The organism is Iodobacter violaceini, from assembly GCF_011601265.1.
GTDB lineage: Bacteria > Pseudomonadota > Gammaproteobacteria > Burkholderiales > Chitinibacteraceae > Iodobacter > Iodobacter violaceini.
Map to the genome: position 1 here is coordinate 159,814 of NZ_JAAOLX010000008.1, position 24,561 is coordinate 184,374.

The window sequence follows — 24,561 nt, forward strand, 5'->3', positions numbered from 1 at the left end:
AAAGCAGTTTATGTATTGCCCAGATGGCGGAATTGGTAGACGCGCATGGTTCAGGTCCATGTGCCTTCGGGTGTGGAGGTTCGAGTCCTCTTCTGGGCACCAGTAATATGTTGTAAATGGGTCTGCTTTATAAATGACCCAGCAGTAAATTGTAAGCTTTGCTTCAGGCATTGCCCAGATGGCGGAATTGGTAGACGCGCATGGTTCAGGTCCATGTGCCTTCGGGTGTGGAGGTTCGAGTCCTCTTCTGGGCACCAGCAAGACCAGACAATTACTTAGCTTTAATAGCTCAGGAATTCTGGAAAAACATTCAGGCATTTTACTGGCAAGCTCAAAACCTGCCGGTAGCAAAACAACCCAGCCAGACTGGGTTTTTTTTACGTCTGCCAACCCCTCTCTGCCCTATCCCTCGTACCCGGCAACCAGTTGGCGCTCAAAACCCCTTCTTTACATCCATTACGCTCACGCTTTCCCCATAATCAGGTAATGGTTAATATACACGTCAATTTCCTCTTGCCAAACTACGATGACCGACTTAATTAGCAACGCCCGGGCGCTTATCGCTGATGATGCGCCAACTGTTCGTCAGTCCTTACGCATGACACTTGCGCAAGTGGGCATCACCCGCGTAGACACTTCCAGCAGCGTAGGGGAAACCCGCCGCCGGCTGCGCAATGCTGAATACGACGTTATTTTGTGTGATTACGATTTTGGCGAAGGCATGAACGGCCAGGAGCTGCTTGAAGAAATCCGCAGAAATGGCGAGCTGCCACTCAGCACAGTGTGGTTTATGATCACCGCAGAAGCCTCTTATGAAAAAGTGGTGGCCGTTGCCGAAGTTGGCCCTGACGACTACCTGATCAAACCTTTTTCAGGGTCTCAGCTGATAGACAGGCTCAATATTGCATGGAAAAAAAAGAAAGCCCTGCAGGTTATTTATGACTGCATCGCAGAAGACAATATGCAGGGTGCCATTGAAGCCGCCCGCGGCCTTCTGGCCAAACCCGAAGTCCCTTATAAATCAGATCTTCTGCGCCTGCTGTCCACTCTTTTACTGGAAACAAATCAGCTGGAAGAAGCACGCATTTTATTCGAAGAAATTCTGGCCAGCCGCCTTGTTCCATGGGCAAAGCTGGGGCTGGCCAAGGTTTACAATAAACAGGGCAATAAAACCAAAGCCGATCAGCTGTTGCAGGCATCTATTGTGCAGCACAGCCAATACGTTGACGCCTACGAAGAGCTGGCAAATATGTATATGAACGAAGGCCGCCTCGACGAAGCCATGGTGGTCTTTGATAAATGCCTAGCGATTACACCCAACAATATTAATCGCCTGCAAAAAGCAGGCAATTTAGCCAATATGCTGGGAGACAGCGCCAAGGCCAAGACACTCTTAAGCCGGGCGGTAAACTGTGGGGGCAACTCCACCGCCCTTTCTGCCAACACCATTTTACAGCTGGCAATTGCAGCAAAAATAGAAGATTCACTTGCTGATGCCGAAAAATACCTGCGTATGGTTCAGGAAAGAGTACGTAAAGACGATTCCCACCAGAACAGAATATCCGCACAGCTTGCCTCGGCTATTTTTAGCGGCAAAACAGAAGACCTCAGCAAAATAGAAACCGCAATGACAGATGACGACTTCAGTATGGAGCTGGCCATCAGTTTTATCATGACCGCGCATTTAATTTGCCCGCCAAGCAACGAAACTGAAACCGCCAACAGCAGCGCCCCGCCCTACCGCTGGCTGTCTATCCTCTCCAAACGCTTTGTGACGACCAAAAATATGTCCGGCATACTGGAAAGCACGGCCAATCAAAGACCTGCGTGGAAGCAATTTATTCAGACCACAGGCCAGGAAATCACCGATGTAAATAATACGGGCGTGCAACTTATGCTGAAATCGCGCTTTGATGAAGCGGTTGCCTTGCTCGTCCCGGAGGCACAAAACACCCGCAACTCGCGCCTCACCCTGTCTGCAGCCCACGCCAGTGTTAAATACCTGAAAGCTGATGCCCCAGCCGAAATGCGGCCAGCACTGCTAAAAACCGCCAACGAGCTCATCAGCAGGCTACGCGGGCATGTTGATGAAAGTGTTTATCTCAGCCTGCGCAATGATCTGGATGAATTACTCAGCCCGCCCGAAAAGCCCGGCAAAGAAACCACCGAATAGGGCGTAAAAACCCTCAATATCAGGGCATTTCAAACCATTGATGGACTCGTTTACCTATATCTATATAATTAAGACATGTTTAATTACTATAGATATTGATAAACATGAGTGAAAAAAGCGCGCCCGACTGGCACTTTCAGCGCCCGGAACTGGCTGACTACTACCTTAAAAGCTTTGCATTAAAGCTCAGCAACAGCCGGGCACTGTTTGCACGGCGACGCATGGGAAAAACCGAATTTTTACTTCAAGATCTTGCCCCGCTGGCCAGCAGGCAAGGCTATCGGGTGATTTATATTAATTTATGGGAGTGCCGGGACAACACCAGCGAGGGCGTTGCAACGGCCGTGATTCACAGCCTGCAAAACAGCGACGGCTTACTTGACCGCCTGAAAAAAATAAGCAGCAAAAAAATTGGCTCCATCAAGCTCAACGCCAAAAGCCCGCTGGCCGAAGGCAGCCTGGAAACCCGTTTTGAGAGCGACGCGGCCACGTCCAGCCTGATCAGTAAAATGTGGCAAAAAATAGACCAAACCTATGACACCATTTTACTGCTTATCGACGAGGCGCAAATTTTAGCCAGCGCCAGCAACAACGATTTAGCCGCAGCGCTGCGCGCCGGGCTGGATATTCGCAAGCAGAGAATTCACGTGATATTTACAGGCAGCAGCGAGCACACTTTGCGTGATATGTTTGCCAAATCCAATCAGCCTTTTTACAACTGGGCGCCAGTAGAGCCCTTCCCGCTATTGGATAATTTATTTGTCCAATATATGATCAATGTAAGTAATCATATTCTGGACAGCAACTACCACCTGAGTATTGAAGACGGCACATCTGCATTTGATCAGCTCAAACAAACCCCCGAATTATTCCGGCGTTTTTTAGAAGAATATTTAATTCGCCCCTTTTATGGCTGCGAAGCGGCCATAGAAAGAGCACTGGCTAAAACATATACCGATCAGGGCTTTGACAGCCTGTGGAATGAATTACTCCCTGTAGATCAAATCATTCTGCAATTTATTGCAGCAAGGCAAACAGGATTAAGCAGTAAAAGCACACGGCAAAAACTAGGCGAACACTTAGGACTTGGCGAGCTTGCTAACCACACAGTCAATAATGCGCTGGCCCGCTTATTTGAAAAGCAGCATTTATCCAGAGAAGACCGTGGCATATACCGTTTTGAAGATGATCATTTTGAAGAATGGATACAAACCGAACACCCTTTTTCATAAAATAAAAAGACTGAACGGCATATTTTTTTACACATTACACAGGGGACTGCCGCGCAAACGGGCAATCCCCTCTTATATAAAATACTTACAAAAAAATAAAACAATTATTTTAATTGAGAAAAGACTCAAAAAAAAACACCCCTCAATCTAAAATAATCTATTGCAAGAATAACGATGACGCGCAACAAAAATTCACATACACACCTGATTAAGCAATAAAACAACCAACAGTCAAAACAAACGGCTACTTCAAATTAAAAACCACACCCCCATGCCTGACCACAGCAAATACAGAAAAATTAATTCTTACTAAAAAACTTTCTGAAAATTTAAAAAGACAATCTGCCCCTCCTGCGGAAAAACACATAATTTATTAAAAATACAACACAAAACCATGCATTTTTTATTTCATGCAAAAAACGAATAGAAATAAATACTAATCTATTTAAAAATACCTAACATAATGTTTACAGAACAACCGGGGACAGCCATGTCTTTACGCTTACGCTTAATCCTGATGAGTGCTTTGGGAATTATTGCCATAATGATTACCAGCCTGATTGGGCTCAATGGCATTTACCAGGCAAACCAGACCATGAATAGTATTTACCAGGACCGCGTTGTGCCATTACGCGATCTTAAAAGCGTAGCAGATCTCTACGCGGTGAATATTGTGGATACAAGCCATAAAGTGCGAAATGGCAGCCTGACCGCAGAACAGGGCATTGCCCTGATCAATACAGCAGAAGCAGGAATCAGCCGTGACTGGGGCAATTATATGGCCAGTAAAATGGATGACAAAGAAAGCAGCCTCGCGCATGAAAATGAGCAGCGGATGAAACTGGCCAATCAGGTCAGCGGCAAACTTAAGCAAGCGATGCAAAACAAAGACACGGGCGCATTAGATCAATTGGTTGTTCGTGAAATGTATCCGGCAATAGAGCCGGTATCCGACAAAATATCGGAGCTCATCACCTTGCAGCTTGATGTGGCCAAACAAGATCACGAGACATCTGAGCAGGCCTATCTGTCCACCCGCACGTATAACATCTTGCTGCTTGCCGCAATCACCCTCATCCTGGTTGTGATATCAGCATGGCTGATCCGTGATATCAGCCATGCTGTACGCAGCACCACGCTCTTTGCCAGCATCATTGCCTCAGGCGATTTAAGCAAAGACAAGCCCAGTTCAAGCAAAGACGAGCTGGGCGCATTACTCGACAGCCTTGGAAATATGCAGAGCAGTCTGCGAAGCGCCGTACAGGAAATCGCCAAAAGCTCCAAAGCCATCGGCAGTGCATCGAATGAGCTAAGCCAGGGCAGCACACAAACATCATCGGCCATTGATTTACAGAATCAGGCCTCCGCTTCTTTGGCCTCCTCTGTTGAAGAAATGACCGTCAGCGTATCCATCATCACTGATAACTCAGAAGAAGTAAGTGCATCAACCAATATTGCACTGGCTGCCACCCACACCAGCAGTGAAGTGATTCAGTCCACGCAAACCGCACTATCACAAATGAGCGACACCATAGGCTCGGCAACGCAGCGCATTCTTCAGTTGCAGGACCGCTCTAACGCAGTAGGCCAGATTGCGCGGGTTATTCGCGATATTGCAGACCAGACCAATTTACTGGCGCTGAATGCGGCTATCGAAGCCGCACGCGCCGGAGACATGGGCCGGGGCTTTGCAGTTGTTGCGGACGAAGTCAGAAAACTAGCCGAACGCACAACCCAATCCACGCTGGAAATCAATGAGACCATTAATGCCATTCAGACAGGCACCACCGAAGCCGCAACTATCATGAATCAGGCTCTTAGCGAAGTGCAGATTGGGGTGCAGCACGCAGGCGAGGCCGCTCAATCAGTGCAAAACAGCCATGATGCGGCCCAATCCGTCCACACCGCCATTCATGCCATCGTGGATTCACTGCGCGAACAGCGTCAGGTCTGCAATCTGATCAGCCAGAATATCGAGCGTATTGCGCAGGCCAGTGAAGAAAACAATCTTGCGGTACAAGCCAACACGGACACCGCACTGGAGCTCGATAAACAAGCGCTGATGCTTAATACAGTGGTTGCCCGCTTCAACCTGTAAGCTTTTAACCTAAAATAAATCTAAAGATTCACGCTCATAAAAAGAGACCGCCTCAGCGGTCTCTTTTTATGAGCAACAGCTCCTGCCGTTGCAGGTAAATTAAATAGATATTTTTGCAAAAAGCACCGCAACAGATTTGCTGCGTTTTGATTGGCAGGGTGGCCATTTACTTTGCAGCATGACGATCGGCCCATTCGCTCAGTAAATCGTACAAACGATGCTGATTTAATTCGAGCGCCAATGAACAAGCGGACTCACCACGCTGATTGCGTAAATAGGGGTCGGCGCCGTGTTCAGCAAGCCAGAGCGCCGCGCTCACTTTTTTGTTCACCGCCGCCTTATGCAGCGCCGTCCAGCCCTCCTTACACTGAGTGTGAACAGCCAGCATGCCGCACTTTGCAACAAGCAGTTTCATCACCGCAACATGATCACCAGCCGCCGCCTGCATCAGTGGCGTAATCCCTTTACTGCTCGTTTGCTGCGGATTTAAATCATAAGTCATTAAGAGCGCAACAAGATCGGCATTGCCGTTCAGCGCAGCCCAATGCAGCAAAGTATATCCATAGCAATCTGTAACCAAGAGATTGGCATTGAGCTCAATCAGTTCAACGACGATATCAAGTCTTCCGGCAAAACAGGCGTGCATGACGGGCGTCCAGCCCGCATCGTCTGCCAGCTCAACGGGCATTCCCGCACGGACAAATTGCGGCAGCAAGTTATAGTGGCGTTGCTCAATAGCCTGATGCAAGCCTTCGGAACTTACACCAAACCCATATTGAGCCAGAATAGCCTGGGCATCCCTGCGTATTTGAGCTTGCAGAGCGGCCTTAGACAGAGGATAAGCCTTTGCCTCCGGATTAACCTTGGCTTCAGGGATATCGCCCCATAACTCCAGCGTTTTCTTAGGAACGGCATCGAGTGCAACTTGCAGGCGAAAAATCTCCAGAACGATTTCCCCGGGAAATTCATCCTGCTTTTGCTGCCCCTGGAGCAGTAAATCATTAAAACAAGCATCGAGCTGATCCAGCTCCCAGCTATTCATTATTTGCGCTAAAACGCTTGGATAACGCGCCTCCAGCTGAATGGGAAAGTGCTCCGGACTTATATTTTTTCTGAGTTGGTCAATGAGAAACTGGGCATTCATGACACGGCACATTTAATAGTTAACACAACAACATTTAAACATTGATCACGCCATTCTTACGTCAAAATAATACCAGTCAAACTACACAAAGACAGATTGACATTATTTCCTAATATACGAGGGAATAAGCCCTGCAGAGTGCGGCATAGATTTTCAACCCACGCTGGCAGCTTGTCTCAAGCCAAACAAGGAGAAAGAAGGAGAATAATATGGCCGGCCTGTATTCCGCAGACAGCCAAGAAGCCAAGAAGCCAAGAAAATGTAAACAAGTGCAGGGCTAATAAATATCCAGATCAGCAAATCAAGGGATGTCCAGCCCCACTCCGGTGACAAAGCCCGCTTTGCCCTCATCCCTGCGCAAAAATCACACTACCATCATTCAATTCCATCTTTTTTATGATGGTAGCCCAATCGTATTTACGGGCCATGAGATTTTGCTGATGCTCAATAAAGAAACAATCACCCATCCTGAACAAACCAACAGAGTGGCTTTAACTCACCGGAGTGCGGCTTCAACGATTTGCGCTTTAAGTATTCGCATTAATTCAGCGGGGGCCAGCGAAACCAAATAGCCCCTACGCCCGCCGTTAATATAAATCAGCGGCAAATCAAGAATTGTTTTCTCAATATAAATTGGCATTTTTTTCTTAGTTCCAAATGGGCTCGTCCCCCCCACCAGAAAGCCGGTATGCCTGTTGGCCACCTCAGGTTTGCACGGTTCAATTTTCTTGCAACCAACCTGACGCGCCAATTCTTTGGTCGATACTTTGCAATCACCATGCATAAGCACAATCAAAGGTTTTCCTGCTTCGTCTTCCATAATTAAAGTTTTTACTACACAGTTTTCTTCAACATCCAGCTCGCGCGCAGACACCTTCGTGCCCCCATGCTCTTCATAGGCATAGAGATGGCTGGCAAAAACCGCCGCCTGTTGCTTTAAAAACAGGGTTGCAGGGGTTTCAGGAAAATGTCGCATTTTGGTTTTCTCCAATATTTTTATGTGTGAGCAAGTCATCAGGCAGACTGGCATTTTTCGCTGATTTCCCGCCTCAAAACGAGGTGTAAGCGTTATAATACCCGACTAAATTACTCAAGCTTAACGCGGTTAATCCATGACAAAACTTACTTTTGACCAAATTTTACTCACACCGCGTTTTGGCCGTCTACCCGGACATTTTTACACTCGCATCCAGCCAACGCCTTTGCCTTCCCCATATTTGATTGCATGGAATGCCGAATTAGCCAATGAGATGGGCCTTGCCAGTGACGCAGAGCAAACAGCCAGCCTCGCGGACTATCTCTGCGGCAATCGCTTACCACAAGGCAGCGAGCCGGTTGCCAGCGTGTATTCCGGCCATCAGTTTGGCGTCAATGCGGGCCAGCTGGGCGACGGGCGAGCTATTTTGATTGGCGAATATCTGGCGGACAACGGCCAGCACTGGGAAATGCAGCTTAAGGGTGCGGGCCCTACGCCTTATTCCCGCCGCGCAGATGGCCGGGCCGTACTCAGATCGTCGATTCGTGAATATTTATGCTCTGAAGCAATGCACGGGCTGGGCATTGCAACCACCCGTGCCTTAGGGATGGCCGGATCAGCTCAGGGCGTATGGCGGGAAAGCATGGAAACCGCCGCAGTTGTATTGCGGGTTGCGCCCACTTTTGTGCGCTTTGGTCATTTTGAGCACTATCGCAATGACATTGATTCACTCAGAGAGCTGGCCGATTGGGTGATACAACATCACTACCCGGCATGTGCCTCTGCCCCTAATCCTTATGTGGCCCTGCTCGAAAACGTCGCAGAGCGCACTGCTGTCATGATTGCAAAATGGCAGGCCACCGGCTTTTGCCATGGCGTAATGAATACCGACAACATGTCGATTCTGGGTCTGACGCTTGATTATGGCCCGTTTGGTTTTATGGATGGCTTCGATGCGGGGCATATTTGCAACCACTCTGATGACAGTGGCCGCTACGCTTACCAACAGCAGCCGGAGATGGGCCTGTGGAATCTGCAGGTATTGGCGCAGGCCTTACTTCCTCTGATGAACAGAGAATCAGCACTGCATGCCCTGCAGCAGTATCAGGGGCATTTTGAAAGCCACTTTGCCGATTTACTGCGCCAGAAGCTGGGCCTGCTTTGCTGGCAGGAGAGCGACTGGGGGCTGATCACCATACTGTTTGAGCAGATGCATCGCAGCCGCTGCGACTGGACTTACTTCTGGCGCAATCTGCCACAGCATGGCGCAAAGCTGCGTGACCACTTTCAGGACAGAGGCGCATTTGATATTTGGTTTGCTGATTATCAGATTCGCCTCAGCACCGAAAACCGTGACCCACACGAGCGGCAAGCCGCAATGAACCGGGTTAATCCCAAATATGTTTTACGCAACTATCTGGCTGAGATTGCCATCCGCAAGGCAAGAGACGAAGGTGACTTCAAAGAAATCAAAGCCTTACAGCAATGCCTGATGCATCCCTTTGATGAGCAAACCGATTTTGAACATTATGCAGAGCTGCCGCCAGAGTGGGCGGCACAGATTGGCGTTTCTTGCTCGTCCTAAAAGCAGTAAATATTTTATAAAGAATATTTACTGCAATACAGCTGAAATCAAAACAGGTTAGGGCCTTTTTGGGGCATAATCGCGCCGTCATCACTCATTTACCCCTACCATGCCCGATATTTTTAGTGGCCTTGACTATGGCGTTGCCATCAGCCTGGTTCTGGCCCTTGGCTTTGTACTTACCTACGAATTTATTAACGGCTTTCACGATACGGCTAACGCCGTTGCCACCGTCATTTACACCAAAGCAATGCCTCCGCATCTTGCCGTGGTTGCATCGGGCATCTGTAATTTCTTTGGTGTATTACTCAGTGGCTTAGGCGTTGCCTATGCCATTGTTCACCTGCTGCCTGTTGAGCTTTTACTGAATGTAGGATCCGGACAAGGCCTTGTGATGGTCTTTGCGCTGCTGGCCGCAGCCATTATCTGGAATCTGGGTACATGGTATCTGGGGCTGCCTGCATCAAGCTCGCACACGCTGATTGGCTCTATTCTGGGCGTGGGCATTGCCAATGCATGGATGACAGACATCCCCCTGCTTGAAGGCATTAACACCCAGAAAGCAATCGACATTATGCTCTCCCTCCTGATCTCCCCTACCGTGGGTTTTCTGGTGGCCGGTGGCCTGTTGCTGCTTCTGAAAAAATTTCGCGCTGATTCGCGCATGCACAACACCCCTGACGAACGCAAAGCACTGGATGGCAAAAAACATCCTCCGTTCTGGACCCGCGTTGCGCTGATTTTATCTGCACTGGGCATCAGTTTTGCACACGGCTCTAACGACGGGCAAAAAGGTATTGGCCTGTTAATGCTGGTTCTGATCGGCATTGTACCGGGTAAATTTGTGGTGGATATGAGCAGCACTACCTACCAAATTGAGCGTACTCACGACGCAGCATTGCATTTACAACAATTTTACAGCCGCAACAGCTACCGCCTGAACGACTACATTGATCAAAATGCGCAAGATCCGCTGCCACCGCAATTTAAATGTGACTCGAAGCAAACCATGCCCGCCAGTAATGAGCTGGTGACCAAGCTGGCTGGCATTCATAACTACGAACAACTTTCTGAAACAGAACGTATTCGCGTACGCCGTTTGCTGCTCTGCCTTGACGACACCGCCAAAAAAGTAAGCAAGCTGCCAAGCATCACCTCAACTGAAAAAGCCGATCTGGACCGCTTACGTAAAGATTTATCCGCCACCACCGAATATGCACCACAGTGGGTCATTATCGCCATTGCGATGGCACTGGGGCTGGGCACGATGATCGGCTGGAAGCGGATTGTACTGACTGTTGGCGAGAAAATCGGCAACAAGGGCATGACTTACAGCCAGGGGATGGCCGCGCAAATCACCGCCGCATCTGCAATTGGTATTGCCAGCATCACCGGCATGCCTGTTTCCACCACCCATGTATTGTCTTCTGCAGTAGCGGGGACCATGGTGGCCAATAGCAGTGGCTTACAAAGCCAGACCGTAAAAAACATTCTGCTGGCATGGGTACTGACCCTGCCGGTATCGATGGCACTCTCTGGCGGGATGTTTATTGCCGCCAGTCACTGGATTAAATAGTAACAAGGCCATGTCATCCGACATGGCCTTTTTTTTAATTCAGGGGCACACTTTGCGAGGTCTCAACCCCGCTGGGAAACTTCACTTTCACCACCAGTTGCGCATCAGCCGGAATCGGGCAGGCCACTGCAGATAAAGTACCGGTAAATTGCGGAACAACCGCAGTACTTGGCACAGTAAAACTACTCAGGCCGCTTAACTGCGCGGGGTTATTAATCGCGTTCCCCAGCGCATCGACCAAAACTGTTTGCGTTATTTCCAAATCAAGCTGTGTTTTAGCCGGTAAAACATTGCCATTCGCATCCCTCAAAGCCAAAGCAAACTGGCTGAGCAGGCTGCCTGACGCACAAAGCCGGCCTGCACTCAGAGGGTAAGTCAGCACATTACTGCCAAGGGCACTTGCCGACCAGATCACCACTCTGCTGCTTGATACATGGATCGTTTTAGCAACCGACCCCGGAATACTGGCCGAGCGCAGCACGCCGTTATATTGCCCATCCGGCCCGTTGTATACGCCATCGCCATTAAAATCAATAAAGGGCTCAACATAGCCAGCCCCATCAACCGCCAGCAAAGTCATAGGCGCAGCGTGTGCAGTTTCATCGGCATTTAAAAAAGCCTCGCCCTGATCCGACCAGCTTTCCCCTGTATCAAACACCCCGTTGCCATTCAAATCATTAAAGCTTTCTTCTCCCACCATATGCGCCAGCACGGTCATTCGCCCGGCTCCCACTAATTTTTGCCGGTTTCCCGAGCTGACCAGGGTGACACTGCATGCCCCATTTGCCATGGTGCAGCGCGGCGTAATCGTCCCGATACCGCCCTCAGTCATAAAGCTCACAGCAGAGCCATCGGGCACAGGATTACCAAAACGATCTGATGCCCTGGCTGTCAGCACAATGCTATTGCCATCAATGGTATAAAACTCCGGGTTCACAATATCTGCCGATAAGCTAAAGCCGTTCTGATGCGGCAAACCAGTTGAAATCGTTAACGCATTAGACTGGCTGCTGATTGCAGGATTAGCCCCCCGCAGCGTAGCCGTTACCCGCACCACCGTACTCACCGCCCCGGCATTCACCACCACTTGCACGAGGCCTGAGCCAGGCTGGCTTTGCGCGGCACTTTGCACCAGGGTGATGCCACCAACCGTGGTATTCAAAGCAAAATCGACCCATTGCCCGCCCAAGGGGCTGCCTTGTAAATCCTTCACCTTAAATTGCACCACGGCACTGGTATTGCCGCCTGTGCCCGGCAAAGAAATCAGCTCAGGAACAGCACTTACAAATTCAATATTGCCCGCCGAGGCCGCCAGTACAGACAGCGTGGTTTTGGCCGACCGGCTCACGCCCCCAAGCGTCGCCGTTGCAGTAATTTCATCGCTGCCCGCACAGGATTTATCCTGGTAAGTACTGGATGCCACCGCCGTTTTTACGCCATTAACCGTACTCACTACCGACAAAACCGGCGAAGACAGCAAGGCCTTGCCTGCATCAGCACAAGGCGAGCTAAAACTTACGCTAACAGGTGTTTCCAAGGCCAGGCCTGTGTCACTATTGCTCAGATTGACCGACACCCCCACGCTGCCGCCTGCCGATACGGTACTCAGATCCAGCTTGGGCGTGCTCAGTGCAAAATTAAGCGACCTGACGCTGTAATTAAACGCGGCGCTATACGATTTGCCATCCACATCAATACTGGCATTGATCGAATCTGCCCCCGTATTGTCGTTGCTTATCAGCTGAGACTGCGCCCGTCCTGATGCATCGGTTAACACCGTATCAGGGCTGATTTTACTGAGGGAAGAAGTACTTACGCCAAGTTTAACAACGCGGTTACTCAGGGGCTGCCCCTTCGCATCACTCAGCGTCACCACCAGGGCAGAGATGGAATTTGCATAAACCGTTGCGGAGGTTTGCCCGGCACTGTCTTGCAGCACCACAGAAAGCTGAGCCGCACCACTGGCCACAGCCACCGCACTGGCTGCCCCGCTGCTTACATCGCCCGCCCCGCCACCACAGGCAGCCAGCACAGCAAACAACAGAAGTATGAGAAAGCCCCGCATCTTGCTGTCCACTTATTGTTATCTCAGTGGCATTTATAGCAAAGGTGGGACACAGAAGCTTGTCAGATTATCGCAAGTAACAAATAAAGGTGCGCCCCTGCCCGAATACCCATTGAATATTCCACCGCAGAAGCAAGAAGAAGGCTGTGCGGCAGAATACTCAGCAGCAAAATGGCTGGTCCGGAAGCACGCAATGACATTAAAAAACAAACAAGGGCATGCAGCCACAGCCTTAAGCAATGCACTGGATTACAGCCCAATCAGCCCCCTGATGCCCACGGGCATGCTGATCTTTTCCCCCAAGCGCAATTGTGAATCTAAGGTCAACAGCACCTAAATATCAGCCAGCTCTTTAATATGCGCCGCCACACTGCGCCCCAAGGCCGAAAGATCATAGCCGCCTTCCAGAAAAGACACGATGCGCCCGTCTGCATATTGATCGGCCACCTTCATCAGCTGCTTAGTCACCCATGCATAATCGGCCTCCACGAGGCCCATGGTCGACATTTCGTCTTCTAAATGCGCATCAAAACCTGCTGAAATCAAAATCAGCTGCGGAGAGAACTCATTTAAAACGGGCAGCCATTTTTCCACAACCAAGTCACGGAACTGCGCACCCGTTGTGCCGCGCGGCATTGGGAAATTACGCATATTCGCGCCACGGGGCACATCCCCTGAATAAGGGAAAAAAGGGTGCTGAAAAAAGCTCACCATCATTACCCGCTCATCTTCACAGAAGATATCTTCGGTGCCATTGCCGTGGTGCACATCAAAATCGACAATCACCACCCGCTCCAGACCATATTGATCGAGAGCATGGCGCGCAGCGACCGCCACATTATTAAAAAAACAAAAACCCATCGCATTATTTTTTTCTGCATGATGCCCTGGCGGGCGCACCCCGCAAAAAGCATTGGCTGCCTTACCCTGCATCACCGCATCGACCGCCGCAATGCCCGCCCCGGCCGCATGATAAGCCGCCCTCAGGGTAAATGGATTCATCGCCGTATCCGGATCGGCATGCACAAAGCCATGCGTAGGGGAAATCATCGCAAGGCGATCCAGGTATTCAGTGCCGTGTACCCGCGCCAGCTGCTCCCGTGTGGCAGCAGGCGCATCAATATGCCATAAGAAATCCCATATCCCTGCCGCCATCAAACGATCTTTAATGGCCTCTAAGCGCTCCGCGCACTCGGGATGCCCCTTGCCCATATTGTGCATCGCACAGGCGGGGTGACTAATATAAGCGCTTGGACCACTACTCACCGGCACTACCCCTTTCAAGTCAGGCTGCCTTCGCTACCTGTTTAATCCGCCCTGATTCAGCCAGCAACAGGCTGCATCAATCCTTAGTACACGCTATTCTGACTATTAGTTTACGCCTTGGGCAAATACACTGGCAACGAAAGCGAATAGACAGTTTGCGATTCATGGTCAACACTGAAGTGATAAATAAACAGGAAGCCATACCATGGCCCCACGCCTGCCTGCGGTGCTCAAGCAACTTGAAGCCATTATTCTGGGCAAACCTGTACAAATCCGGCAGGCGCTTTCCTGCCTGCTGGCACAGGGTCATTTGCTGATTGAAGACCTTCCCGGTGTAGGCAAAACCACGCTGGCCCATGCACTTGCCCGCACACTGGGCCTGAAATTTCAAAGGGTTCAGTTCACCAGCGACCTGCTTCCTGCCGATCTGACGGGGGTTTCTATTTATGACAGAGAAAACCAGCGTTTTCAATTTCACCACGGCCCGCTTTTTACGCAGCTGCTGCTTGCAGATGAAATCAACCGGGCCTCACCCAAAACCCAGTCTGCCCTTTTAGAGGCAATGGAAGAAGGTCAGGTCACCGCCGATGGCACAACATGGCCCCTGCCCGAGCCTTTTTTTGTGATTGCCACACAAAATCCATCACATCAGATTGGTACATTTTTACTTCCCGAATCCCAGCTGGACCGGTTTTTAATGCGTATAGAGCTGGGTTACCCCGATACGCAAGCCGAGCGCGCCATGCTGGCGGGGTCGGACCGCCGCCATTTAATCGAATCATTGGCAGAAGCAATCAGCAGCAGCGATTTACAAGCCAGCCAGCAAATCGTGCGGGATGTTTATATCGCGCCCGCGCTGCTTGATTATGTACAAATGCTGATCGCGGCATCGCGCCAGCCAGGGCGCTTTATGTGTGGCCTATCACCCCGCGCCGCCTTAGGGCTGTTACATGCAGCCCAGGCATGGGCATGGCTGGATGGCCGTGATCTGGTTTTACCAGAAGATATTCAGGCGGTTTTTCTGCCGGTAAGCCAGCACAGGCTGGTGATGCCAGGCAGCGGCAAAGCGGCCATTGAAATGGTCAGGGCATTAATTTTAGAAACCCCCATCCCTTAATAATGCTTAAGCTTCTGAGGCAAAGCCGGCAACGCTGGTTTAACAAACGGCACCCAGCCCAAAGCAGCGCGCTCGTGCTGAAGTATGATCGTATCTATATCTTACCCAGCGGCTTTGGCTATGCCTTTTGCTTTACGGCCATCCTGATTTTGATCGGGGCGATCAATTACCAGCTGAGTCTTGCCTATTTATTTGCCTTTACCCTGCTGGGACTGGGGCATGCGGTGCTGCTGCGTACCTTCAGAAATTTACTTAAATTGCGATTACAGCTTTTTGATGCTCCGGCCGTTTTTGCCGGTGAAGTGGCCTCTTTTCCACTTCATATCAGCCACCACAGCAGCTTAAGCCGCCACGCCCTTATTTTTCAGTTTTCAAATCAAAACAAAGTGATCCTTAACACGCTTGAGCAAGAGGCCGAGCTGGCCATTCCTCTTCTCAGCCATGAGCGCGGCTGGCTTCTTGCCCCTGCCCTGCATTTATCCAGCTTTTATCCCGTGGGCTGGTGCCACGCCTGGAGCTACCTCAACAGCCCTGCACGCTGCATTATCTGGCCCAGCCCGGAAAACGACCCGCCCCCATGGCTTACCGAAAACAATCAGGGCAACAGCACAGGACGCAGCGAAGAAGACTTTGCAGGTCTGCGGCCCTACCAGACAGGCGATTCACTCCGCAGGATCGCATGGAAACAAGCCGCACACAGCGAATCACTGCCTGTTAAATTTTTTGATTCGCAAGGCGCAGCCTCTCAGATTTTCAGCTGGGAGCAGCTCGCCGGCATGGACACAGAGGCGCGCTTATCCAGGCTATGCGCATGGATCTTAGTGGCCCAGCAGATGGGCACGCCTTTTGGCCTGTCACTGCCGGGCGTGCACATCGCTCCGGCACTGGGTGAGTCCCATCAAATCAATTGCCTGAATGCACTAGCCCTGTTTGATGAGCAAGCGCCCCACAGCGCAGGCGCCGGGCCATCATGAATACGCCGCTTGCCCGTAAACCCATGCAATATCTGATTGCTACCCAGGCGCTGGTGCTGGTGCCGCACGGACTGCAATTCAGCCCATGGCTGACACTGGCCCTGGCGCTGCTTTTGCTCTGGCGCGCCTGGATTGCCTATAGCGGAAAAGCCCTGCCCCCGGCCTATTTTGGCCTGATTCTGTCTGTGGGCTTATTTGCATTAATCTGGCTGGATTATCAAACCTTAATCGGCAGGCAAGGCGGTGTAGCCACGCTGGCCAGCCTTGCCACCGTCAAGCTTTTTGAGACCCGCACGCCAAGAGACATCAAAGTAGTCAGCCTGTTAGCCTATTTTTTGGTGGGTGCAGGTTTTTTAAGTGTGCCATCCAGCTGGATATTGCTCTGGGCCAGCCTTTCCATGCTGGCCATCACCGGGCAATTAATGCAGTGGCAAAGCCTGCAATCACTACAGACACTCGCTAAACAGCTCTTTTATATGCTGTGTGAAGCCCTGCCCTTTGCCATATTCTTATTTGTTTTTTTTCCACGCCTGCCCCCGCTCTGGAGCATGCCCGACGAGCAGCCTGTTGCCCGCACGGGTTTAAGCGATGAAATGCGCCCAGGCGATTTCAGCAAACTGGCAAGAGACGAATCCGTGGCATTCAGGGTAGAGTTTGAGGGCCCCGTACCTAAGGCGCAGGCAAGGTACTGGCGCGGCCCGGTCTTTGATCTCTTCGACGGAGAAGCCTGGCTGCAAGTACCTGTCACGGTTGCGGGCGGCCCCTCCATCACCCACCAGGGCCCGGCTATTGGCTACACCATGACCATGGAGCCGCATAATTTAAACTGGCTGCTGGCGCTGGATATCCCAGGCACACTTCCAGACAGCGCACTGATGAGTAATCGCCTGCAGGCGGTTAACAGTGCTCCCGTCAGCCAGCGCCAGCGCTACCACTTAAGCAGCCATTTACTCTGGCGGACCAGCGAGGACGACACCGTACAAAGTGCATTACAACTGCCGCCGGCAGGCAATCCCCAGACCCGTGCACTGGCAGCAAGCTGGCGTTCACTTCCCCCGCCGGAGCGCGTCAGGCAAGGCTTAAATTTTCTGAAGCATGGCGGTTTTAGCTACACCCTGCAGCCACCGCTCAATAAAGGCCCCAATGCCATAGACACTTTCCTGTTTAAACATAAGCAAGGTTTTTGTGAACATTACGCCAGCAGTTTTACCTTTTTAATGCGCGCCGCAGGAATTCCCAGCCGGGTTGTGGGCGGCTATCAGGGAGGGGAATGGAATAACAACGGCAAATACCTGATTGTGCGGCAAGCCAATGCACACGCATGGAGCGAAATATGGCTGGCACAGGGGGGCTGGCAGCGTGCAGACCCCACTGCCATGATTTCGCCCTCGCGCATCAGCAACGGGCCGGATATCAGCCTCAATCAGGCCGACAGCCTGCCTTTTATGGAAGGCGCTCCTCCCGAATGGATACACCATCTGCGCCTGAACTGGGACAGTCTTGTGAATGGCTGGAATCAGTGGGTAATGGGTTACGACTCACGCAAACAGATGCAGTTGTTCAAAAAGCTGGGCATACCCGATGTATTGTCCGGCGAATTTATTCTGCGCATGGCCCTTGGCAGCAGCATCGTGCTTGCACTGCTCTTTTTCCTTGCCACCCGCAGCACAGCAGCCAGGCGCGATCCTGCAAGCCGTGCATGGCAAACCTTTTGCCGTCAGCTTGCCGGCAAAGGCTGCCGCCCCCTTCCCCATGAAGGCCCGCTTACATTTGGCCAGCGTGCCAGCTTGCAATTACCCCAGCATCATGAGCAGATTCATTACATCACCCAGCAATATATTGCGGCCCGTTATGGAAAGGATACTGATGCGCTATTAAAGCTGCAGAAAGCAGTGCGTTATTTCTCGTGTAATCAAATTAAACAGAGCCTGTTATGATTCAGAAAAACAATCCGAGCCCATTTCTATGTCTTCATTTCTGCCTGAACCACCCTTTCGCCATGATCAAGCCAGCCGGATCGGCGTACTGCTCGTCAATCTTGGCACCCCGGAGGCACCTGTTCCCGCAGCGATCCGCCCCTATTTACGCCAGTTTCTGTCGGACCCCCGTGTGGTAGAAATACCAAGACTGGTATGGCTGACCATTCTGAATGCTTTTATTTTGCCTTTTCGCCCCAAAAAAACGGCCGCAAAATATGCAAGTGTATGGATGAGCGAAGGTTCCCCGCTAAAAGTCTGGACAACAAAACAGGCTAAGCTTTTAAAAGGCTGGCTGGGCGAGCAAGGCCACAAGGAGGTTTTAGTCGACTATGCCATGCGTTACGGGCAGCCTTCAATTGCAGCGCAGATGGATAAACTGAAAGCTGCAGGGTGTGAAAAATTACTGGTTCTGCCGCTCTACCCCCAGTATTCAGCCAGCACCAGCGCCACCGTCATTGATGAAGTGGGCCGGGTACTCGCCACCTACCGCAACCAGCCTGCGCTGCGAACTGTACGCAGCTTTCATGATGACGAAGGCTATATTAAAGCGCTGGCCGGGCAGGTACGCGCTTACTGGCAAGCCAAAGGGCGCGGCGACCATTTGCTGATGAGCTTTCACGGCGTGCCGCGCTACACACTGGATAAGGGCGATCCTTACCACTGCTATTGCCGCAAAACCGGCCGCCTGTTAGCAGAAGAGCTGGGCCTTGCCGAATCTGAATACACCGTAGCCTTTCAATCCCGCTTTGGCCGTGCCGAATGGCTGCAACCTTATGTGACGGCCACCATAAAACAACTGGGCAAAGCAGGTACAGGCAGGCTGGATGTAGTCTGCCCTGGCTTTGTAGCTGACTGCTTAGAAACACTTGAAGAAATAGCCATCGAAGGAAAACAGGACTATTTACAGGCCGGTGGTAAGGAGTACCACTTCATTCCCTGCCTGAATGATTCCCCTCTTTGGATAGATGCTTTAACCGCGCTGACAAAAAAAGAACTTTCTGGCTGGCTACTTACTGACAACACTGCTATAGACAATACACAACAATGCACATTAAGCAGGGCCCGGGCTTTAGGTGCACAAAATTAACTTGGGTATTAAAGAAATTACAGTTAAACTGCCGGTAAGCTTATTCTTACAAAACGAGGTTCAGAACATGAGCACAAAGCTCTTTCTCGCTGAAGACGACCTAATTCTCGCTGACGCTCTGAAAACCAGCCTGTCTCAGGCTGACTTTCAAGTTGATTGTGTTAACGATGGCGCTCTAGCCTTACAAATTTTACTGCACAATGACTACGAAGTTGTGGTGTTGGACGTTGGCCTGCCAAACATGGATGGCCTGCAAGTTTTAAAAAACGTCCGTCAGCATAAACCTTCCCTGCCTATCCTGATCCTGACGGCTCTTGATGGTCTGGAAGATCGCGTAGCCGGCTTAGATGCAGGTGCCGATGATTATCTGGCTAAGCCTTTCGAGTTCTCCGAACTTGAAGCGCGTTTGCGTGCCCTGCTTCGCCGCAGCAAAATCTTACCGCAGTCCGTGCAGCAACTGGGCAATCTGCGTTTGGATCGCGCTGGCCAGCGTGCATGGTGCAATGACACACCGCTCGATTTATCTGCGCGTGAACTCACCGTATTGGAAATCTTAATGTCCAATATTGACCGTGTAGTCACCAAAGAACAAATCGTGGGTGAGCTGGGCTCAGAAAATGCTGAAGTTGGCCTGAATGCCATCGAAGTTTATGTACACCGCCTCCGCAAAAAGCTGGATCCTTGCGGCGTAGTGATCCGTACTATTCGTGGCCTTGGCTATTTACTTGAGAAGCAACCTAGTCAAGCGCAGGATGTTGAGGGGTAAATTCTCAATCAAGCGTCAGCTCCTCCTGTGGTTACTCATACCGCAGGGGGTGCTTTGGCTTGCCGGTGCATTCTTAAGTTATAACGTAGCCCGGCATTATACCAATATGGCGATCGACGACAGCCTGCTGCAAACAGCACGCTCGATTGGCCGGCAAATCAAGCCCCAGGACAATGGGCTGATTATTGATTTCCCCCACGCTCTTCAGCTTTTACTGGATGACGACTCAGACGAGCGCCTGTTTTATACGGTATCGCTCAATACAGGCGGCATTATCTTCAGTAATAGCGAGCTGCCCGCGCTGCAAAGCCATTTAAAGCCCGACAATCAAATTGTTTTTTATGATTCACGCATTCAAAACGAATCGCTGCGCATTGTTTCGCTCTATTTCCCGGTAGAAATTACCCAGCAAAAAAAGTGGATGCACGTACTGGTGGGCAAAAGCACCGAAGCACGCAGCCAGCTTTCTAAAGAAATCCTGATTGCCATTGCCGCACCGCTGGCCCTGCTGATTTTTGCCATGAGTTTTCTGGTCTGGTGGGGCATAAACCGGGGTCTGCGCCCCTTAGCCCGCCTGCAGCGCAGGGTTGAAGAACACTCAGGCCAGGACCCATCCCCTCTGCAACTGGATGATGAACCTGAAGAAGTGGGCGCGCTCACTTCGGCACTTAATCAACTCTTAAGCAGCACCAATGAAAGTGTGGCCCGGCAACGCCGCTTTATTGCCGATGCTGCGCATCAGCTCCGCACCCCTCTCGCCGGCTTAAAATCGCAAACCGAGCTGGCCATGCGCGAAACCACACCAGAAGGGCTAAGCAACCGCCTGACCATGGTGCACACCAGCGCCAACCGCAGCATTCACCTTGTTAATCAGCTACTTACCCTTGCCAGATCTGAGCCGGACAGCGCAAAAGGCATGCCGCGCGTCCCGCTTGATTTAGCCAAACTAATACGCGAGCTGACGGCAGAATGCGTGCCACGCGCCTTGGCTGCCGGCATGGATCTGGGCTGTGACACCGATGTATCCGAAGCGCCCATGCACGGCAACTCCGCCCTGCTGAGGGAGCTGTTTACCAATCTGATTGAAAACGCCATCAAATATATCCCGCGCGGCTGTAATATCACCGCCCGCCTGAGCATCGAAGGCGAGAATTACGTGGTTGAAGTAGAAGACGATGGGGCCGGAATTCCGGATGCCGATAAAGAGCGCGTGTTCGAGCGCTTTTACCGCCGCGAGCAAACCGGTAATGGCTGTGGATTAGGGATGGCAATTGTTAAAGAAATCACCGAAAGGCATCGTGGCAGCATCCGCCTGCTTGATGCCAAGCCACACGGGCTGATTGTGCGCGTTCTGCTGCCGATTAAAGCTGAATAAACCCTCGCCCTCAGCACATTGCTTTATTCGCCCGAATAAGCTCAGCCAATACTTTCATCGAATCGAAATGAATAACCCCGCCAAAAGGGCAAGCTTCACCAAAAGGGTTATAAAAATACGTTTGAATCCCTGCCTTAACGCCTGCCTCCACCCCAAGTAATCCATCTTCAACAACGATACAATCAGCATTAGCAAAGCCCATATCTTGTGCTGCAAACTGATAAATACCCGGGTCTGGCTTCCAAATACCCACTTCATACGAACTATATAAATTCGGGCCAAAGTATGAAGATAAGCCGCAAACATCCAAGGCTTGCCGTATTTTATTTAAAGGGCCACTAGAAACAACCGCCTTCATTTGCGGCATATTGCTCAGCATCTCGAGCACACCATCAACAGGCTTAAGCTCCGTCAGAAAAAGCTGTGCTACAACTGCCCTATAAGCAGGAATAAAATCATCTGTCAGAGCAAGATCATTTTCCATACTTAATATTTCTAAAATTCGTGCAAGTTTCCAGCCTCTAAAGCGAAGTACTAATTCATCAGCATCCAGTGAAACACCCAACTCTTTGAATTGAATCACCAAGCCCAGATTACACAGCCATTCGCTGTCAACGAGCGTGCCATCGCAATCAAACAACAAACATTGATTCATTTGTTTCTCTGAAGTTGATTGAAATAAAAACACAGCGCATTGATTCCACCAGTTTTTACACGCAAACGCACTGGTAAAAACCTGGTCTCCGGCAATTTACATCAACGCCTTCTCAGCCAGACAATCCTTGGAATCTGATCGCCTTTGCGCTCCAGCAGTGCCTGAAAGCTCATATTAACCCGGCCAAAATGCGCGTCCACTTCGCTGATGAAATAACGGCTTTCTATGGATACGCCATCCAGTGATACGGTGGCTTGCAGGGTCTGGGGCAAGGCCAGTTTAAATTCTTCAATATTTTTAAAATACTTGCCTGAGCGTTTGGCCACAACACCTTGCGCGGCAGACACTGACAGGCCCGGAATAATCGCCGCCAATACTTCCGGCCCGGCAAAATTGACATTCACGGGCGTTGCCTGCGGTAAAACACTGATTAAGGGCTCCAGTCTGGCGATCACTTCGGGCGTGAAGCCACGAATACGGGACAAGCCCTGAATATCCAGCAAAGCGCGGTTAGCTGCGCGGTAGGGTTCGGCCATCGCCAGATATTCAACATCTTCTGCCCCTCCCGGATAGCGGGTCAGGTTATCTGCATCCAGCCAGTCGACCAGTGCATTAGCGATATCCGGCGGCAGGCCCAGCGTTTGCACAAGACGTTGAAAAGCCGCGAATGCGGACTCATTCAATACCCCGTTTTGCACTACATTGTTTAAATTAAAACGCCCCTGCTGCTCTAATAAACGCCCGCCTACCCGACCTGTTTCAACCGGAATCGCCGGAATCGGAATATTCCATGGCTCAAGCTGATGATCAATCTGATTATTGCGGGCGTCATCCCTTAGGGTGAGCCTTGCCAGGTTAATGGAAGCGCGGGCTATGCCGCGTGCCTCGGCCAGATCAAACTGATTTTCCAGTTGCCGGAACCACAGCTGCTGGCGCCAGGCAATGGCCACCGCCAGGGTGGTCACCAGCGCAGCAGTCAGCACGGCGGTAATGATGGCAACGCCTTGTTGTTTGCGCATCATGGCAGGGTGTATATCCTTTCTACGGTAGTGTCATCGGCGAGCGTCAGCTTAATTTTCACACCCCGTGGCGGCACTTTACTATTGCCTGCGGGCGGCCAGCTGGGCTTCCACTGGCTGGAGGCATCTAAAAAATTCACTTCAAACCCGCGGATATTTTCCAGCAAGGTGTGCACCTGCGGCTCTTCACGCGGCCCCAGATCAAGCGCATTCCACAGCAGCAGCTCTAAGCGGCCATTATTCAAACGATAGGCCACATGAAAAGCATCCCGGTTGCGATCCAGGCGAATCAGTTCCAGTGGCTGATCATCTTTACGCTCCGGTTTATTCGTGCCACGCATTGCGGCCTGCTCTACCCCGCCCTGATCCCGCCAGGGGCGATCCACCGCCTGGCTGACATCCTCTTCCATGCGATCAAACACCAAAGATAAATCGCGCCAGCGCTTAGCCTCGGCATCCAGAGCAGAACGCGTTTGCGCCACCGATTCCAGGCCTTTATATGAAATCAAAGTCACCACGCTAAATACCGCCAGCGCGATTAAGATTTCCAGCAGGGTAAAGCCTGCATGCCTGGGTTTAAACACCTTAATGGGGAACATGAGCAAGATAACTTACCAGAGTCGCTGCCGCGTGCTGATCATCACCGGCAGAAAATACTTTTATTTCGATGCGCCGAAAGCTGCGGTTGGGGGATCCGCCAGTTTCTACGCGCCAGACAAAATCCATGCCCGCTTGTGATTCTTTACCCTCAGCCGAGCCAATATCGGGCCATGCCCCCATGGCAGCCAGCTCGTTTAAGCGGTTTTGCGCCACCCAGCCTGCTGCCGTGCGGCTTTTCAGCTCAATCGCATTATTAGTGCTTGCCAGGGTCGCTTTCATCGCGGCCCCCATGGCAATGGCAATCACGGCCAGTGCAACCAGCACTTCAATCAGGGTAAAACCTGCATATTTACGCATGAGGCAGGGCCGCAGGTGCCGAGGCATCTGGCTGGTGAACTTCAACCCGCCCCATCACATCACCCTGCAATTCCAAGCGGCTGTTATTTAAGCGCAGCTGCAAGCGAAAAGGGGCATTCACACCCGAAGGCTCAAACACCAGACGTTCTCCCAGGCGCTGCTCACGCAAATTAACAGCAAAACCTTCCACCCTGACTTCTTCTAAAACATGCGGATTAAGCAAATCATGCGTGGCAATCGATTGCCAGTTGTTTTGTGCATCCTGCAACCAGAACTGATACCCCAAACCATCCGATGACCATGCAATGGCCTGCCCGCTGGTAATGGCCTCATCCCGGGCGGATTCAAATAACGAAGCCAGGCGGCTGGCCTCGCGCTCCACCCTTTGCCCGTCTGATAAATCCAGACGCACCACGGCCAAACCCATAATGATGCCGATAATACTGAGCACCACAAGGATTTCTATCAGGGTAAAGCCACGCTGAACCATCGCTTTCATCGCCCGGTGCAAGCCATC

21 protein-coding genes and 2 tRNA genes are annotated in these 24,561 nt (G+C 51.1%); 14 read left to right on the forward strand and 9 right to left on the reverse strand.

The window, feature by feature from the left end; genetic code table 11:
- The first annotated feature begins 17 nt into the window (after positions 1–17).
- The 5 genes from HA050_RS16035 (at position 18) to HA050_RS16055 (ending at position 5,503) form a co-directional block, all read left to right on the forward strand.
- Positions 18–102 (forward strand) — tRNA-Leu (locus HA050_RS16035).
- Positions 103–172: 70 nt separating this feature from the next.
- A tRNA-Leu gene (locus HA050_RS16040) sits at positions 173–257 on the forward strand.
- Between the two features lie 269 nt (positions 258–526).
- Positions 527–2,173 (forward strand): response regulator, encoded by a 1,647-nt coding sequence (locus HA050_RS16045; protein WP_166828285.1) that lies wholly within the window; start codon positions 527–529, stop codon positions 2,171–2,173.
- A 104-nt stretch (positions 2,174–2,277) separates the two neighbouring features.
- Entirely contained in the window at positions 2,278–3,405 is a 1,128-nt protein-coding gene (locus HA050_RS16050; protein WP_166828288.1) for an ATP-binding protein, read from the forward strand.
- Between the two features lie 490 nt (positions 3,406–3,895).
- Positions 3,896–5,503 carry a methyl-accepting chemotaxis protein gene (locus tag HA050_RS16055; protein WP_166828290.1) on the forward strand — a complete coding sequence of 536 codons (1,608 nt, stop codon included), beginning with the start codon at positions 3,896–3,898 and terminating at the stop codon, positions 5,501–5,503.
- A 166-nt stretch (positions 5,504–5,669) separates the two neighbouring features.
- Here HA050_RS16055 and HA050_RS16060 read toward each other — a convergent pair whose 3' ends face one another.
- Together HA050_RS16060 and HA050_RS16065 are read right to left on the reverse strand one after the other, a co-directional pair.
- Positions 5,670–6,647 carry an ankyrin repeat domain-containing protein gene (locus HA050_RS16060; RefSeq protein WP_166828293.1) on the reverse strand — a complete coding sequence of 326 codons (978 nt, stop codon included), beginning with the start codon at positions 6,645–6,647 and terminating at the stop codon, positions 5,670–5,672.
- Between the two features lie 496 nt (positions 6,648–7,143).
- Entirely contained in the window at positions 7,144–7,623 is a 480-nt protein-coding gene (locus HA050_RS16065) for an aminoacyl-tRNA deacylase (RefSeq protein WP_166828295.1), read from the reverse strand.
- Between the two features lie 136 nt (positions 7,624–7,759).
- Between HA050_RS16065 and HA050_RS16070 the strand changes: the two genes are divergently transcribed.
- Complete coding sequence (locus tag HA050_RS16070; RefSeq protein WP_166828298.1) at positions 7,760–9,208, forward strand: protein adenylyltransferase SelO; 1,449 nt, start codon at positions 7,760–7,762, stop codon at positions 9,206–9,208.
- Positions 9,209–9,368: 160 nt separating this feature from the next.
- Positions 9,369–10,784, forward strand: coding sequence for an inorganic phosphate transporter (locus tag HA050_RS16075; RefSeq protein WP_439898221.1), 1,416 nt, complete (start codon positions 9,369–9,371; stop codon positions 10,782–10,784).
- Between the two features lie 34 nt (positions 10,785–10,818).
- Here HA050_RS16075 and HA050_RS16080 read toward each other — a convergent pair whose 3' ends face one another.
- A complete protein-coding gene (locus tag HA050_RS16080) occupies positions 10,819–12,849 on the reverse strand; it encodes a hypothetical protein (RefSeq protein ID WP_166828304.1) in 2,031 nt (676 codons plus the stop codon).
- Between the two features lie 193 nt (positions 12,850–13,042).
- On the opposite strand from HA050_RS16080, the gene HA050_RS16085 reads away from it, so the two are divergent.
- Positions 13,043–13,186, forward strand: coding sequence for a hypothetical protein (locus HA050_RS16085; RefSeq protein ID WP_166828308.1), 144 nt, complete (start codon positions 13,043–13,045; stop codon positions 13,184–13,186).
- On the opposite strand, the gene HA050_RS16090 is transcribed toward HA050_RS16085, so the two are convergent.
- A complete protein-coding gene (locus tag HA050_RS16090) occupies positions 13,183–14,115 on the reverse strand; it encodes a histone deacetylase family protein (protein ID WP_332841474.1) in 933 nt (310 codons plus the stop codon). The genes HA050_RS16085 and HA050_RS16090 overlap by 4 nt on opposite strands.
- 205 nt (positions 14,116–14,320) lie before the next feature.
- Between HA050_RS16090 and HA050_RS16095 the strand changes: the two genes are divergently transcribed.
- The 6 genes from HA050_RS16095 (at position 14,321) to HA050_RS16120 (ending at position 21,413) form a co-directional block, all read left to right on the forward strand.
- Positions 14,321–15,232, forward strand: a complete 912-nt coding sequence (locus HA050_RS16095; RefSeq protein ID WP_166828311.1) for an AAA family ATPase — start codon at positions 14,321–14,323, stop codon at positions 15,230–15,232.
- 74 nt (positions 15,233–15,306) lie between these two features.
- Positions 15,307–16,206, forward strand: coding sequence for a DUF58 domain-containing protein (locus HA050_RS16100; RefSeq protein WP_166828313.1), 900 nt, complete (start codon positions 15,307–15,309; stop codon positions 16,204–16,206).
- A complete protein-coding gene (locus HA050_RS16105) occupies positions 16,203–18,143 on the forward strand; it encodes a transglutaminase TgpA family protein (protein WP_166828316.1) in 1,941 nt (646 codons plus the stop codon). The genes HA050_RS16100 and HA050_RS16105 overlap by 4 nt, the downstream gene beginning before the upstream one ends.
- Before the next feature lie 28 nt (positions 18,144–18,171).
- Positions 18,172–19,272, forward strand: coding sequence for a ferrochelatase (hemH, locus tag HA050_RS16110; RefSeq protein ID WP_166828319.1), 1,101 nt, complete (start codon positions 18,172–18,174; stop codon positions 19,270–19,272).
- A gap of 67 nt (positions 19,273–19,339) precedes the next feature.
- Positions 19,340–20,038 (forward strand): response regulator transcription factor, encoded by a 699-nt coding sequence (locus HA050_RS16115; protein ID WP_099396974.1) that lies wholly within the window; start codon positions 19,340–19,342, stop codon positions 20,036–20,038.
- A gap of 49 nt (positions 20,039–20,087) precedes the next feature.
- Entirely contained in the window at positions 20,088–21,413 is a 1,326-nt protein-coding gene (locus HA050_RS16120; protein ID WP_308418909.1) for a sensor histidine kinase, read from the forward strand.
- A 10-nt stretch (positions 21,414–21,423) separates the two neighbouring features.
- Here the strand turns inward: HA050_RS16120 and HA050_RS16125 are convergent, their stop codons facing one another.
- From HA050_RS16125 to gspH, 5 genes are all read right to left on the reverse strand, one after another.
- Positions 21,424–22,068: an HAD-IA family hydrolase gene (locus HA050_RS16125; RefSeq protein WP_166828325.1), complete on the reverse strand. Its 645-nt coding sequence runs from the start codon at positions 22,066–22,068 to the stop codon at positions 21,424–21,426.
- A 101-nt stretch (positions 22,069–22,169) separates the two neighbouring features.
- Positions 22,170–23,090 (reverse strand): type II secretion system minor pseudopilin GspK, encoded by a 921-nt coding sequence (gspK, locus tag HA050_RS16130; protein ID WP_166828328.1) that lies wholly within the window; start codon positions 23,088–23,090, stop codon positions 22,170–22,172.
- Positions 23,087–23,686, reverse strand: a complete 600-nt coding sequence (gene gspJ, locus HA050_RS16135) for a type II secretion system minor pseudopilin GspJ (protein ID WP_099396919.1) — start codon at positions 23,684–23,686, stop codon at positions 23,087–23,089. Before gspJ ends, gspK begins: the two co-directional genes overlap by 4 nt.
- Entirely contained in the window at positions 23,673–24,044 is a 372-nt protein-coding gene (gspI, locus tag HA050_RS16140; protein WP_166828331.1) for a type II secretion system minor pseudopilin GspI, read from the reverse strand. The genes gspJ and gspI overlap by 14 nt, the downstream gene beginning before the upstream one ends.
- Complete coding sequence (gspH, locus tag HA050_RS16145; RefSeq protein WP_166828334.1) at positions 24,037–24,543, reverse strand: type II secretion system minor pseudopilin GspH; 507 nt, start codon at positions 24,541–24,543, stop codon at positions 24,037–24,039. Before gspH ends, gspI begins: the two co-directional genes overlap by 8 nt.
- Positions 24,544–24,561 lie beyond the last annotated feature (18 nt).

Bases quoted from the DNA above. Each gene is read 5' to 3' on its own strand.
- HA050_RS16045 (WP_166828285.1), top strand. From the start codon at position 527: ATGACCGACTTAATTAGCAACGCCCGGGCGCTTATCGCTGATGATGCG.
- HA050_RS16050 (WP_166828288.1), top strand. From the start codon at position 2,278: ATGAGTGAAAAAAGCGCGCCCGACTGGCACTTTCAGCGCCCGGAACTG.
- HA050_RS16055 (WP_166828290.1), top strand. From the start codon at position 3,896: ATGTCTTTACGCTTACGCTTAATCCTGATGAGTGCTTTGGGAATTATT.
- HA050_RS16060 (WP_166828293.1), bottom strand. From the start codon at position 6,647: ATGAATGCCCAGTTTCTCATTGACCAACTCAGAAAAAATATAAGTCCG.
- HA050_RS16065 (WP_166828295.1), bottom strand. From the start codon at position 7,623: ATGCGACATTTTCCTGAAACCCCTGCAACCCTGTTTTTAAAGCAACAG.
- HA050_RS16070 (WP_166828298.1), top strand. From the start codon at position 7,760: ATGACAAAACTTACTTTTGACCAAATTTTACTCACACCGCGTTTTGGC.
- HA050_RS16080 (WP_166828304.1), bottom strand. From the start codon at position 12,849: ATGCGGGGCTTTCTCATACTTCTGTTGTTTGCTGTGCTGGCTGCCTGT.
- HA050_RS16085 (WP_166828308.1), top strand. From the start codon at position 13,043: ATGACATTAAAAAACAAACAAGGGCATGCAGCCACAGCCTTAAGCAAT.
- HA050_RS16095 (WP_166828311.1), top strand. From the start codon at position 14,321: ATGGCCCCACGCCTGCCTGCGGTGCTCAAGCAACTTGAAGCCATTATT.
- HA050_RS16105 (WP_166828316.1), top strand. From the start codon at position 16,203: ATGAATACGCCGCTTGCCCGTAAACCCATGCAATATCTGATTGCTACC.
- hemH (WP_166828319.1), top strand. From the start codon at position 18,172: ATGTCTTCATTTCTGCCTGAACCACCCTTTCGCCATGATCAAGCCAGC.
- HA050_RS16115 (WP_099396974.1), top strand. From the start codon at position 19,340: ATGAGCACAAAGCTCTTTCTCGCTGAAGACGACCTAATTCTCGCTGAC.
- HA050_RS16125 (WP_166828325.1), bottom strand. From the start codon at position 22,068: ATGAATCAATGTTTGTTGTTTGATTGCGATGGCACGCTCGTTGACAGC.
- gspK (WP_166828328.1), bottom strand. From the start codon at position 23,090: ATGATGCGCAAACAACAAGGCGTTGCCATCATTACCGCCGTGCTGACT.
- gspJ (WP_099396919.1), bottom strand. From the start codon at position 23,686: ATGTTCCCCATTAAGGTGTTTAAACCCAGGCATGCAGGCTTTACCCTG.
- gspI (WP_166828331.1), bottom strand. From the start codon at position 24,044: ATGCGTAAATATGCAGGTTTTACCCTGATTGAAGTGCTGGTTGCACTG.
- gspH (WP_166828334.1), bottom strand. From the start codon at position 24,543: ATGAAAGCGATGGTTCAGCGTGGCTTTACCCTGATAGAAATCCTTGTG.